Genomic DNA, 12,075 nt, shown 5'->3' on the forward strand with positions numbered 1-12,075 from the left:
GCACGCGGGTGCCGCCCGCAATGCCGTGGATTGCGCGCTGTGGGATCTGGAAGCCAGGCGCGCGGGCAAGCGGGTCTGGGAGCTTGCGGGCCTTGACGCGCCGAAGCCCGAGGTCACCGCCTATACGCTGTCGCTGGACGAGCCTGCCGCGATGGAGGCACAGGCGGCGAAGAACGCCTGGCGGCCGCTGCTGAAGATCAAGCTTGGCACGCCCGACGACATGCCCCGGCTGGAAGCCGTGCGGCGCGGCGCCCCGGCCTCGAAGATCATCGTCGATGCCAACGAGGGCTGGTCGGCCGAGGTCTATGCCGACCTGGCGCCGCATCTCGTGCGCCTCGGGGTGGCGCTGGTGGAGCAGCCGCTGCCCGCCGGGCTGGACGAGGCGCTGATCGGCATGGAGCGCCCGGTGCCCGTCTGCGCCGACGAAAGCTGCCATGACCGCGCCAGCCTGCCCGGGCTGAAGGGCAAGTACGACGTGGTGAACATCAAGCTCGACAAGACCGGCGGGCTGACCGAGGCGCTGGAGCTGCGCAAGGCCGCGCTGGCCGAGGGCTATCGGGTGATGGTCGGCTGCATGGTCGGGTCCTCGCTGGCCATGGCCCCGGCGGTGCTGGTGGCGCAGGGCGCGATGATCACCGACCTGGACGGCCCACTGCTGCTGGGCCGCGACCGCGACGCGGCGCTGCACTACGACGAGGCCGGGGTGCATCCGTCGTCGGCCGCTCTCTGGGGCTGAGCCGCTGTCCGGGGCCTGGCCCGGCGAGAGGTCTGGTGGACCTCTCGTGCGGCGAACCGGCAAAGGCCCGGATGGTGGCCAGGATGGTGGGATCTCTCCCACCCTACGCTTCTGGCACAGGCCTGCCCGGCAGGCGTAGGGTGGATGCCAATCCACCTTCCGCCCGACATGCCGCGCACCTGCCGCCTGACATGCCGCGCGCCCCCTGCGCCCGGCATCCGGCAGGCTGCCGCCCCCTTCCGGCGGCCTGCCGCCCTGGCATCACATCAAATCTCTGGCCTCTGCGCCGTCGCAGGGCTAGGACGACCGACAAGGACGCGGGTCCGCCCGCCAGCGACAGGAGAATGGCCCATGAGCCGCATCGTCTACGTGAATGGTGACTACATCCCCGAGGAAGAGGCGACCGTCTCGATCTTCGACCGCGGCTTCCTGATGGCCGATGGCGTCTACGAGGTGACCTCGGTGCTCGGCGGCAAGCTGATCGACTTCGACGGCCACGCCAAACGCCTGGAGCGTTCGCTGGCCGAGCTGGACATGCCCAGCCCCTGCACCATGGACGAACTGCTGGAGATCCACCGCCAGCTGGTCGAGAAGAACGGCATCGACGAGGGCCTCGTCTACCTGCAGGTCACCCGCGGCTCGGACGGGGATCGCGATTTCGTCTTCCCCGATCCGGCGACGACCAAGCCCACGCTGGTCCTGTTCACCCAGAACAAGCCCGGCCTCGCTGACAGCCCGGCGGCGAAGAAGGGGGCGAAGGTGATCTCGGTCCCCGACATCCGCTGGCACCGTCGCGACATCAAGACCGTGCAGCTGCTCTACCCCTCGATGGCCAAGATGATGGCCAAGAAGGCCGGCTGCGATGACGCCTGGCTGGTTGAGGACGGTTTCGTCACCGAGGGCTCGTCGAACAACGCCTATATCGTCAAGGGCAACAAGATCATCACCCGGGAGCTGTCCAACGACATCCTGCACGGCATCACCCGCGCCGCGGTGCTGAAGCTGGCTGCCGAGGCGCAGATGGAAGTCGAAGAGCGCAACTTCACCATCGCCGAGGCGCAGGAGGCCGACGAGGCCTTCACCACCTCGGCTTCGGCCTTCGTCATGCCGGTGGTCGAGATCGACGGCGCGACCCTGGGCGACGGCACCCCTGGCAAGATCGCCCTGCGCCTGCGCGAGATCTACCTGGACGAGATGCGCAAGGCCGCCGTCTGACGGGCTGATGTCCTGGGGCCGCACGTCGGTGCCGCCCTCAAGGAAAGGTGGGTTGCACCCACCCTACGCCCACGGAAAGGCGCGCGCTTCGGCCCGCGCCTTTTCGCCGTCTGCGGGGTGGTGGCGCCGGAGGGCTGTGCGAATCCCCCGCGCCATGCCAAGGCTGCAGAATCCTGTCCGCGAGAGCCTCATGCGTCCCTCCCTGTTGTCCACGCTGCCCGCCGTCCTGCTCTGCCTTGCCGCCACGACCGGCCCCGCCTTGGCCGACCTCTGTGCCTACCGGCCGGGAGAGCTGCTGTCGGATGTCGACGATTCGGTCCTTGGCGATGCGATCAAGAGCGGCGCGGGCTTCGACCTGTCGGATGTCGTCTCGGGCACCAACCTGCTGAATCCCAAGCGCGGCAACAACCGGATCAAGGAGGTCACCGGCGTGGTGGCCGCCGCCATCTCGGCGCCGGTCTCGGTCGCGGCGGGGGTCGTCGGGATCACCGCCTTCGAGGGCGTCTGCTCGCTTCGTGATGCGCGCCGGACGGACAGCGAGGCGGTGCTTGAGGTGCTGCAATCCATGGCCGCCGAGGCCGACCCGTCCTATTTCGCCCTGATCGACGCCGACAAGGGCGCGGAAGAGGCGCTGCTGCGGATCGGCGATGGCCAGGGCGGCGGGCGCGACTACCCGGTGCGCGACCTCGAGATCAAGGACAGCGAGCTGCGCCTGCGCCGTCTCGGTCCGAACCGGGTGCTGGGCCAGGTCACCTTCCGCCTGCCCGCCGAAACCCTGATCCTGTCCGACGAGACAGAGCTGCTGGAGATGCCCGAGGCCCCCGCGCCCCTGCCCGAGGTCGAGGTCAGTCCGCTGGCCGCGCCGGGCGACAAGAACCGCAAGAGCCCACCCGGTGAGTGATCGGCAGGCCGCGCGCCTGTGACCCGCTGCCCGCCGGGACGGCTGCGCAGGAGGTGTTGCCGGGTCCGGCGCACGGTCCTGCGCACGGGCCGGGGCGTGGCATGGCCGGGCACTCTGTCGACGGGCGTATCGGGCGCCCCTGCGGCCAACCCTGACGCAAGAAGAAAGGCCCGGACAACCGTCCGGGCCTTTTTCGTCGTGCGGCAGAACGAGGGCGGCGGCGTCAGGCCGCCTGCGCCGCGCCCTCTGCCTCGTCCTCCTGGCCCTCCGCCGGATCGCCATCGCGCGAGGCGATGCGCAGCACCACGAAGCCGACCACCGCCGAGATCGCCGACCCCGTCAGCACCCCGAGCCGGACCGAGTTCATCAGTGCCGCATCCGAGAAGCTGAGCGTGCCGATGAACAGCGACATGGTGAAGCCGATGCCCGCGAGGCAGGCAATGCCGTAGATATGGCCCCAGTTGGCTCCCTTTGGCATCCGGGCGACGCCGGTCTTGACCATCAGCCAGACCACGCCGAAGACCCCGACCTGCTTGCCGACCACCAGGCCGCCCGCGATGCCGAGCGCCAGCGGGTCCAGCAGGTCGGCAAAGGTCAGGCCGGTCAGGTTCACGCCGGCGTTGCCGAAGGCGAAGAGCGGCACGATGAAGAACAGCACATAGGGCGAAAGGCCGTGCTCCAGCGCGTGCAGGGGCGACTTGCCGTAGCGGTCCTTGATCGGGATGAAGAAGGCCGTCAGCACGCCGGCGAGGGTCGCGTGGACACCGGACTTCAGCACGAAGAACCACAGAACCAGGCCCATCAGCAGCGTCGGCGCGACCCGGTGGGCCTTGCGGCGCAGCTGGATGTACATGCCGGCCAGCGGGATCAGCGACAAGAACAGATAATCGACCTGCAGGTCGGCGGTGTAGAACAATGCGATGACCACGATGGCGCCCATGTCGTCGAGGATCGCCAGGGTCAGCAGGAAGATCTTCAGCGACGAGGGCACCTTCGGTCCGACCAGAGCCAGCACGCCGAGGGCGAAGGCGATGTCTGTGGCGGCCGGGATCGCCCAGCCCCCCAGCGTCGCGCTGTTGCCGAGGTTGAGCGAGACATAGACGATCGCCGGGCAGGCCATGCCGGCAATCGCGGCGACGCCGGGCATCAGCACGTCGGCGGGGTTCTTCAGCTTGCCCTCGATCAGCTCGTACTTCAGTTCAAGCCCGACCAGGAAGAAGAAGACCGCCATCAACCCGTCGTTGATCCAGTGCAGCAGGCTGTTCTTCAGCTCGCTCTCGCCGAAGGAGATCTTCAGGTAGGTGTGCAGCCATTCGTCATAGGCCGGCCCCAGCGAGGAATTGGCGATGATCAACGCCATCACGGTGGCCAGGATCAGGAAGATCCCGCCCGAGGCATCGCTCGAGAAAAATTTGTCCAATTCGCGCCGAAGCCCCATTCCTGTCTCCTCTGTCGTCAGGGTCTGCTCATGCTTTTGGCCTCGGGGGCGAACCTCAAGGCACTTTGCCCCGAGGCGGACCTCAAGGTATCGTGATCCCAGATGGGGTGTCTGGCCCCCGTCTCAAGTAGGGTCCGGGGGTGAAACTACCGTATCTGGTTATTTTTCGATAACGTTTTCGCGAAAGGCCGTGCCGAAAGCCTGCTGCTGCTCGGCGCTGGCCTCGGTCTGGTGCTGCGCCTTCCACTGGTCGTAGGGCATGCCGTAGAAGATCTCGCGCGCGGCTTCCTTGTCCATGTCGATGCCGCGCTCCTGCGCGGCTTCCATGTACCAGCGGCTGAGGCAGTTCCGGCAGAATCCGGCCAGGTTCATCATGTCGATGTTCTGCACGTCCGTGCGCTTTTCCATCAGGTGGTCGCGCAAGGCGCGGAAGGCTGCGGCTTCCAGTTCGATGCGGGTCTGGTCGTCCATGGTGTCCTCCTGTGATCAGGTTCGGGATGGGTCCCGGGATAGGCCGTTGCGCTTGCGGAAGGAAGTCCTGGGGATGCGCGCCGTCTCGACACCGAGGGCGATTTCGGGCGGAAGATGCGCTTCCAGCACCGCCATCACCGCATCGGCCAGCTCGATGTGCTGGCTTTCAGGGCGACTGTCCATCAGGCGCAGGCAGACATTGACGAAGCCCGGCTCTCCCGAGAGCAGGCGGAAGGCGCTGACCTCGTGGGCGCGCAGCTTGACGGCGGTCGCGGGCACCTCGGGATGGGCGGCCATGGCGGCGGTCAGCGCGTCGGGCAGGGCCTCGGGCAGGGCAAGGCCGCCGAATTCGATCACGATATGGGGCATGGTCGGGCCTCCGGTCTCAGGCGGGAATCTCGGGCAGGGCGATACGGGTTCCACGCGGCAGCTGCGCCGCCAGGGCCTCGGCCAGGGCGCGGGCGATGTCGTGCTCTTCCGGCCCGGCACGACCTTCGAGCCGCAGGTCGATCAGCGGCAGGCCATCCTCGGGCAGGGGCAGCTCTTCGGTGAGCAGGCCGAAGTCGTCCATCTCTTCCATGTAGGGTGCGAGGCCCGAGAAGATGCCAACCAGCAGCCGGTTCGGGACGTCCAGCCCGTGGAAGTCGATGATCAGCCGGGCACCGCCGCTCATAGCCCGGTCTCCGCCAGAACATCCTTGAGGATCGGCGCCAGCCGTTCGGCCCAGGCACGTTGCTGGGCAGGGGTGGCGATCACGTCGTTGCGCAGCTCGATCAGCACGTTGGGCAGGCCGTTGGCGATGGCGTGGCGATCCACCGCATCGCCGGGCAGGTGGCCGCCGTAGGGCTCGTTGATGCCGACGCAGAGGTCCGCCTCACGCTGCAGTCGCGCGATCAGCGGCGCCGAGAGGCGCTCGTCCCCGGCATAGAGCACCCCGATCTGCCAGGGGCGGGGCGGGCGGCCCTTCAGTTGCGGGGTGAAGGAATGGATCGACAGGTAGACCCGGTCGGCGCGTGCCGCGACCAGTTGGCCAAGGGCGGCGTGATAGGGGCGGTAGCAGGCGTCCAGCCGCGCCTCCAGCTCCGCGGCCCCCGCATGGCGGTTGCCGGGGATGATCGTGCCGTCATAGAGCTTCATCAGCAGCGTCGGATCGTCCTCGCCCCGGTTCGGGTCGATCACCAGGCGCGAGAAGTTGGACAGGATCGCCGGGCCGTCCAGCCGCTCGGCCAGCGCCGCCGTGACGCCCGCCGCGCCCGGATCATAGGCGATATGGCGGGCCATCTCGCTTTCCGGCAGCCCCAGGCTACCGCCGGCAATGAAATCCGGTACGGTATTGGCAGCATGATCACAGGTGACCAGCCAGCGGGACGGACGCCCTTCGCCAAGAATATGGTAAGGAGCATATGTCATCCGGGTGTCACCTCATTTCGAGACATATAGGCGCCATTGGCAATCCGAACGCCACGCTTTAGGGTAAATGTGAACGCTAACACACCCGCAGGGGCGGGCAGTGACAACGGGGATGACCTTAATGAGACGTCAGCGCAACACGAAAATCGTCGCCACCCTGGGGCCGGCCTCATCGGACTACGAGACGATCCGCGCGCTTCACGAAGCCGGGGCGGATGTCTTCCGCCTGAACATGTCGCACGGCAGCCACGACGAGATCCGTGAACGCCACCGCATCATCCGCCGGATCGAGCGGGACATGGACAGCGTGATCGGCATCCTGGCCGACCTTCAGGGCCCGAAGCTGCGCGTCGGCACCTTCGCCTCAGAGACGGGCGAGGACCTGGTCGAGGGCCAGGACTTCCGCCTCGACCTGGACGACACGCCCGGCGATATCAGCCGCGTGAACCTGCCCCACCCCGAGATCTTCGCGGCGCTGGAGCCCGGCTCGTCGCTGCTGGTCAACGACGGCAAGATCCGCCTGAAGGTGAAGGATTGCGGCCCCGATTTCGCCAATTGCGAAGTGACCGTGGGCGGCACGATCTCGAACCGCAAGGGCGTCAACGTGCCCGACGTGGTGCTGCCGCTGGCCGCGCTGTCGGAAAAGGACCGCAAGGACCTGGAATTCACCTGCCAGCTGGGGGTCGACTGGATCGCCCTGTCCTTCGTGCAGCGCCCCGAGGACATGCACGAGGCCCGCAGGCTGGTCGATGGCCGCGCCGCCGTCCTTGCCAAGATCGAGAAACCCGCCGCGGTGAAAAGCTTCGATGACATCCTGGCCGTGTCCGACGGCATCATGGTCGCCCGCGGTGACCTGGGGGTCGAGCTGCCCGTCCATGCCGTGCCGCCGATCCAGAAACGCCTGATCCGCAAGTGCCGCGCCGCCGCCAAGCCGGTGATCGTCGCCACCCAGATGCTGGAATCGATGATCGAAAGCCCGATGCCCACCCGGGCCGAGGTCTCGGACGTCGCCGCCGCCATCTACGAGGGCACCGACGCGGTCATGCTCTCGGCTGAATCCGCCGCCGGCCAGTACCCGGTCGAAGCCGTGCGCACCATGGACAACGTCGCCCGGGAGGTCGAGACCGACGGTCTCTACCGCGAGGTGATCGAGGCGCAGCGGTCCTCCATCGCCGGGGCGGGCTCCGTCGCCGAGGGCATCGTCGCCGCCGCCCGCGAGATCGCCGAGACCACCAACATCTGCGCCATCTGCTGCTTTACCCAGTCCGGCACAACCGCCCTGCTGGTCAGCCGTGAGAAGCCCCGGGTGCCGATCCTGGCGCTGACCTCGCTGCGCGGCACGGCGCGCCGCCTGACCCTGTCCTGGGGCGTGATGTGCCAGGTCGTGGGCGAGCTGTCGCGCTTCAAGCAGGCCGTGGTCAATGCCGCGCGCGGCGCCCGCACCAGCGGTCTGGCAGGCGAGAACGACTCGATCGTGGTGACGGCCGGTGTGCCCTTCAACACCTCCGGCACCACCAACATCCTGCGCGTCGCCCCCTGCGAAGAGCGCCTGATCTTCGCCGCTGACCCCGAATAGGCCCCGAGGAGGCCACGAAGAGGCGGTATTACCCTTTTGCCCCGGCACCCCTTTGAGGTAGGGCCGGGGCATGAGCTTTGATTACATCTATGCAGGCGGTGTCCTGCTCTGCCTGCTTGCGGTTCCCGCCCTGGTCTCTGCCTGGGCGGACCGGCGGCTGCCCTCTGTTTCGGCCTTCGCGCTCTGTGCCGGGGCGGGCATGACCCTCTGGGCCTATCTTTCGGATCCGCGCCGCTATGCCCCCGCGGAGCTGCCGGATGTCTTCATCCGGGTGCTGGCAGAGGTCCTGCGCAGTCTCTGACCGCCTACCCCCTTGCCAAAAGGCGAATCCGCCCATATACGCCCCAACTCTACCTGCGCGGCCGGCCGACGAGGCATGCCGAGTCGCGTGCACACTCTGCAAGAGGAGACGAAAATGCCCAAGATGAAGACCAAGTCGAGCGTCAAGAAACGCTTCAAGGTGACCGGGACCGGCAAGATCCTGGTTGGTCAGGCCGGCAAGCGCCACGGCATGATCAAACGCACCACCAAGTTCATTCGTACCGCTCGCGGCACGACCGTCCTGTCGAAGGCCGATGAGCAGATCATCCGCCCGATGATGCCCTACGCCAAGAAGAAATAAGGAGGTCGCGATATGTCCCGTGTTAAAGGTGGTACCACGACCCACGCCCGTCACAAGAAGGTCATCAAGGCGGCAAAAGGCTACTACGGCCGTCGCAAGAATACCTACAAGGTTGCCCGTCAGGCCGTCGACAAGGCCAACCAGTACGCAACCCGCGACCGCAAGAACCGCAAGCGCAATTTCCGCGCCCTGTGGATCCAGCGGATCAACGCAGGTGTCCGTGCGCATGACGAAGCCATGACCTACTCGCGTTTCATCAATGGTCTGGCCCTGGCCGGCATCGAAGTCGACCGCAAGGTCCTCGCCGACCTGGCCGTCAACGAACCGGAAGCTTTCGCTGCCATCGTCGACCAGGCCAAGGGTGCCCTGGCCGCGTAAGCGCCGGAGGATCCGAGAGACAGGAAACCCCGCTCCGCCCGGAGCGGGGTTTTTCTTTGTCGTGGCCGCGCCAGGGGGCGCTGCAGCCCCCGTCTCGGTTCCCGAGACCCCCCGGAGTATTTCCGGCCATTGGATGGAGATGGGCCGGGCGCCAACCGGGTCCCCCGTGCCCATCCGCGGCGGGGTCGGGGCAGGCGGTGCGGCCCCGCTATAGCTTGCATTCGCGCCCACCTGTGGTAACCCCGACGCGGTCTGCGAACGGAGGCGGTTATGGACGATCTGAAGGCGAAATACCTGGGGCTGATTTCCGGTGCGGGCAGCGAGGCCGCGTTGGAAGAGCTGCGCGTTCAGGCCGTCGGCAAGAAGGGCGAAATTTCCCTGCAGATGCGCGAACTGGGCAAGATGACCCCGGAAGAGCGCCAGCTCATGGGCCCCAAGCTGAACGCCCTCAAGGACGAGATCAACTCGGCCCTGGCCGCCAAGAAGGCCGCTCTGGCCGATGCCGCGCTGGATGAACGCCTGAAGGTCGAGTGGCTGGACGTCACCCTGCCGACCCGCCCGCAGCGCCAGGGCACCATCCACCCGGTCTCTCAGGTCTGGGAGGAATGCACCGCGATCTTCGCCGACATGGGCTTCGCCGTGGCCGAGGGGCCGCAGATCGAGACCGACTGGTACAACTTCGACGCCCTGAACATCCCCGGCCACCACCCCGCGCGGGCCGAGATGGACACCTTCTACATGCACCGCGCCGAGGGTGACGACCGTCCGCCCCACGTGCTGCGCACCCATACCTCGCCCGTGCAGATCCGCTCGATGGAGGCCACCGGCGCGCCGACGCGGATCATCTGCCCCGGCCGCGTCTACCGCGCCGATTACGACCAGACCCATACGCCGATGTTCCACCAGGTCGAGGGCCTGGCCATCGACCGCGACATCTCGATGGCCAACCTGAAGTGGGTACTGGAGGAGTTCTTCTCGGCCTATTTCGGCACCAAGGTCAAAACCCGCTTCCGCGCTTCGCATTTCCCCTTCACCGAGCCCTCGGCCGAGGTCGACATCCAGTGTTCCTGGGAGAACGGCACCGTCAAGGTCGGCGAGGGCGACGGCTGGCTGGAGGTGCTGGGGTCCGGCATGGTCCACCCCAAGGTGCTTCAGGCGGGCGGGATCGACCCGAACGAGTGGCAGGGCTTCGCTTTCGGCATGGGCATCGATCGGATCGCCATGCTGAAATACGGCATCCCCGATCTGCGGGCCTTCTTCGACAGCGACCTGCGCTGGCTGAGGCACTACGGGTTCAGCGCGCTGCAAGTGCCGACCATTCGCGGCGGGGTTTGAGCCCATGAGCGAGACAATCACGGTATGTGAGAGCATCTGCCGTGATTTCTCGTGGATCTGGTTTGCTGATCCGAAGGTATTGCAGGCGGGTATGACGTTGTTCGCTGCAGCCGTTGCATCTTGCACGGCGCTCTATATCGCCCAACGGGTCTATCCAAAGCAAAAGGAAGTCGACCGCAAGAACGAGATCTCGAAGGATCGAAGGCTTAGGTACTACGAGATTTGTGCCGAGTTTAAGGCTCTTGATAGCAGGCTGGTGTCACTTGGACGCGATCCAAGACTTGGTGGTACCCCTTGGCAGAGCATAGAAGAAGTATTCAGGGAGATCGGCGACGTTCGCCGCGAAGCCGATGCGCTTTTCCTGCGCCTTTTGCTCGTAGGCGGGGCGGGTGTGGAAGTTCCCGGGGCCCGAGTTCAGTCGTACTTCTATGAATTTCCCAAGCAGTTGAAAGCGAAGTTGCGGATAGACGGCGAGATTGCCGACATTAGTAGGTCGGATTTTGAGTTACATCTCAGCAGTATCGTCAGCGAGACTGCTGAGATGTGGCGGAGTTCGTTGAATGACTTGGTGAATGCAATGCGAGCTGAATATGGTGAGCCGCCGATCGAGCTGAGTGCGCCTGAATAGATTGAGGTCTATCTGTCGGGCTAGTATAGCGACTCCCCAAGGCCATCCCCCTACCGCGGGTGGGGGCGTAGCCCCCGCCCATGGGGGCGGTCGGGGGCTGGCCGGGCCGCAAGCGTCCCGGCTGGGCATAAGGGCGACGTCCCCTCCTCTCTTTACTGACTTTCCGGCTCACGGAACGGTTAGCCCATGGGGGAGAGGCCCGTCTCGGAAACTGTCCGGGGGAGGGTTTCAGGGCCGAGCGGGCGGAGCCCCGGGTCGGGGGCTGGCCGGGCCGCAAGCGACCCGGCTGGGGCATATGCCCGACGTTGCACTCTTCCTTTGCTCTAAGTCCCGATACCCGCGCGGCTTTGCCCATGGGGGTGAGACCCGTTTCGGAAACCGTCCGAGGGACGGTTTCAGAGCCGAACGGGCGGAGCCTCGGGTCGGGGGCTGGCTAGCCCGCAAGCGTCCCGACTGGGGCGGAGGCCCGACGTTGCGCCCTTTCGTTGCCTCAAGCCCTGATGCCTGCGCGGCCTTGCCCATGGGGAAGGGGCCCGTCCCCGAACCCCTTCGGTGCCCGGTCTCAGCGCCGAACCGGCCGCGCACCGGGAAGCACCTCCGCCGAACCCTCCGGCCCGGCCACCTTGAACCCTCCGGGCCAAACAGGCCAATGTGTCCCCGAACCGACCGGGAGCCGCGCATGTCCACCGCTGACCAGATCACCTTCACCTTCGGTGACAGCGAGGCGCTTTGTACCGAACTCCTGGACCTCGTGCGCTCGGGCGCAAAGACCGCCACCTGCGGCGCGCTGCGCGACTTCGGTGAGGGCGGCGAGGCCCTGCCGCAGGTCGGGCGGCGGGACATCGCGCTGAGCTGGGACGGCACCCCGGCGCTTGAGATCGAGACCCTGGAGGTCTTCACCTGCCGCTTCGACGAGGTGAACGAGGACTTCGCCCTGGCCGAGGGCGAGGACGACAGCCTCGCTGCTTGGCAGGCCGGGCACCGGGCCTATTTCAACCGCAACGGGGGCTGGTCGCCGGACTTGATGCTGGTCTGCGAACGCTTCCGCATGACCCGCGACCTGACGGAGAGCGCCCGGACGGGCGGCGACCAAGCGGGCCCCGACCAGAAAGACGGAGACGCCGATGCCCCTCTTCCACCACGAGAACCGCGAGCGTAACGCCGAGACCCGCCGCATCTACGCGCTGTTCGAGATCGTCTACACGCTGGTCGACTTCCTCGCCGCGCTCTGCTTCATCGTCGGCTCGGTGCTGTTCTTCGATGACAGCCTGCAACGCGCCGGAACCTGGCTGTTCTTGTCGGCTCGGTGTTCTTCGCCGCAAAGCCCTCGCTGAGGCTGGCGCGGGAAATCAAGCTCTGGCGCAT

General features: G+C 66.7%; 16 protein-coding genes. 11 read left to right on the forward strand and 5 right to left on the reverse strand.

All coding sequences use genetic code 11. From position 1 onward, the window contains the following. The 3 genes from dgcA to OS124_RS0101075 all read left to right on the forward strand — a co-directional run. Positions 1 to 736 (forward strand): N-acetyl-D-Glu racemase DgcA (gene dgcA / locus OS124_RS0101065; protein ID WP_010137407.1); only part of this gene is annotated, 736 nt, incomplete at its 5' end. Positions 737 to 1,087: 351 nt separating this feature from the next. Continuing rightward, positions 1,088 to 1,951, forward strand: a complete 864-nt coding sequence (locus OS124_RS0101070; protein WP_010137408.1) for a D-amino-acid transaminase — start codon at positions 1,088 to 1,090, stop codon at positions 1,949 to 1,951. Positions 1,952 to 2,141: 190 nt separating this feature from the next. Next, complete coding sequence (locus OS124_RS0101075; RefSeq protein ID WP_010137409.1) at positions 2,142 to 2,852, forward strand: hypothetical protein; 711 nt, start codon at positions 2,142 to 2,144, stop codon at positions 2,850 to 2,852. 223 nt (positions 2,853 to 3,075) lie between these two features. Here OS124_RS0101075 and nhaA read toward each other — a convergent pair whose 3' ends face one another. From nhaA to OS124_RS0101100, 5 genes are all read right to left on the reverse strand, one after another. After that, positions 3,076 to 4,290, reverse strand: coding sequence for a Na+/H+ antiporter NhaA (nhaA, locus tag OS124_RS0101080; protein ID WP_010137410.1), 1,215 nt, complete (start codon positions 4,288 to 4,290; stop codon positions 3,076 to 3,078). 159 nt (positions 4,291 to 4,449) lie between these two features. Beyond that, positions 4,450 to 4,761, reverse strand: a complete 312-nt coding sequence (locus OS124_RS0101085; RefSeq protein WP_010137411.1) for a DUF1244 domain-containing protein — start codon at positions 4,759 to 4,761, stop codon at positions 4,450 to 4,452. A gap of 15 nt (positions 4,762 to 4,776) precedes the next feature. Further along, positions 4,777 to 5,130 (reverse strand): 5-carboxymethyl-2-hydroxymuconate Delta-isomerase, encoded by a 354-nt coding sequence (locus OS124_RS0101090; protein WP_010137412.1) that lies wholly within the window; start codon positions 5,128 to 5,130, stop codon positions 4,777 to 4,779. A gap of 16 nt (positions 5,131 to 5,146) precedes the next feature. Next, a complete protein-coding gene (locus OS124_RS0101095; RefSeq protein WP_010137413.1) occupies positions 5,147 to 5,434 on the reverse strand; it encodes a hypothetical protein in 288 nt (95 codons plus the stop codon). Next, positions 5,431 to 6,171 carry an N-formylglutamate amidohydrolase gene (locus tag OS124_RS0101100; protein ID WP_029375081.1) on the reverse strand — a complete coding sequence of 247 codons (741 nt, stop codon included), beginning with the start codon at positions 6,169 to 6,171 and terminating at the stop codon, positions 5,431 to 5,433. The genes OS124_RS0101095 and OS124_RS0101100 overlap by 4 nt, the downstream gene beginning before the upstream one ends. 121 nt (positions 6,172 to 6,292) lie before the next feature. Here OS124_RS0101100 and pyk point away from each other — a divergent pair, with 121 nt between their 5' ends. The 8 genes from pyk (at position 6,293) to OS124_RS23325 (ending at position 12,044) form a co-directional block, all read left to right on the forward strand. Continuing rightward, the gene (gene pyk, locus OS124_RS0101105; protein WP_010137416.1) at positions 6,293 to 7,747 is read left to right on the forward strand and encodes a pyruvate kinase; all 1,455 of its coding nucleotides are present in this window, start codon (positions 6,293 to 6,295) and stop codon (positions 7,745 to 7,747) included. A 70-nt stretch (positions 7,748 to 7,817) separates the two neighbouring features. After that, the gene (locus OS124_RS0101110; RefSeq protein WP_010137417.1) at positions 7,818 to 8,048 is read left to right on the forward strand and encodes a hypothetical protein; all 231 of its coding nucleotides are present in this window, start codon (positions 7,818 to 7,820) and stop codon (positions 8,046 to 8,048) included. Positions 8,049 to 8,162: 114 nt separating this feature from the next. Continuing rightward, on the forward strand, positions 8,163 to 8,369 hold the full coding sequence (rpmI, locus tag OS124_RS0101115) for a 50S ribosomal protein L35 (protein WP_010137418.1): 207 nt from the start codon (positions 8,163 to 8,165) through the stop codon (positions 8,367 to 8,369). Positions 8,370 to 8,381: 12 nt separating this feature from the next. Then, positions 8,382 to 8,747, forward strand: coding sequence for a 50S ribosomal protein L20 (gene rplT / locus OS124_RS0101120; RefSeq protein WP_010137419.1), 366 nt, complete (start codon positions 8,382 to 8,384; stop codon positions 8,745 to 8,747). Between the two features lie 270 nt (positions 8,748 to 9,017). After that, the gene (pheS, locus tag OS124_RS0101125; RefSeq protein WP_010137420.1) at positions 9,018 to 10,082 is read left to right on the forward strand and encodes a phenylalanine--tRNA ligase subunit alpha; all 1,065 of its coding nucleotides are present in this window, start codon (positions 9,018 to 9,020) and stop codon (positions 10,080 to 10,082) included. A gap of 4 nt (positions 10,083 to 10,086) precedes the next feature. Continuing rightward, positions 10,087 to 10,710, forward strand: a complete 624-nt coding sequence (locus OS124_RS0101130; RefSeq protein ID WP_010137421.1) for a hypothetical protein — start codon at positions 10,087 to 10,089, stop codon at positions 10,708 to 10,710. 679 nt (positions 10,711 to 11,389) lie between these two features. Beyond that, positions 11,390 to 11,869, forward strand: coding sequence for an ASCH domain-containing protein (locus tag OS124_RS23320; RefSeq protein ID WP_010137422.1), 480 nt, complete (start codon positions 11,390 to 11,392; stop codon positions 11,867 to 11,869). Then, positions 11,835 to 12,044, forward strand: a complete 210-nt coding sequence (locus OS124_RS23325) for a YrhK family protein (RefSeq protein ID WP_010137423.1) — start codon at positions 11,835 to 11,837, stop codon at positions 12,042 to 12,044. The genes OS124_RS23320 and OS124_RS23325 overlap by 35 nt, the downstream gene beginning before the upstream one ends. The last annotated feature ends 31 nt before the right edge of the window (positions 12,045 to 12,075 follow it).

This window comes from Oceanicola sp. S124, from assembly GCF_000220565.1.
Taxonomy (GTDB): Bacteria; Pseudomonadota; Alphaproteobacteria; order Rhodobacterales; family Rhodobacteraceae; genus Pseudooceanicola.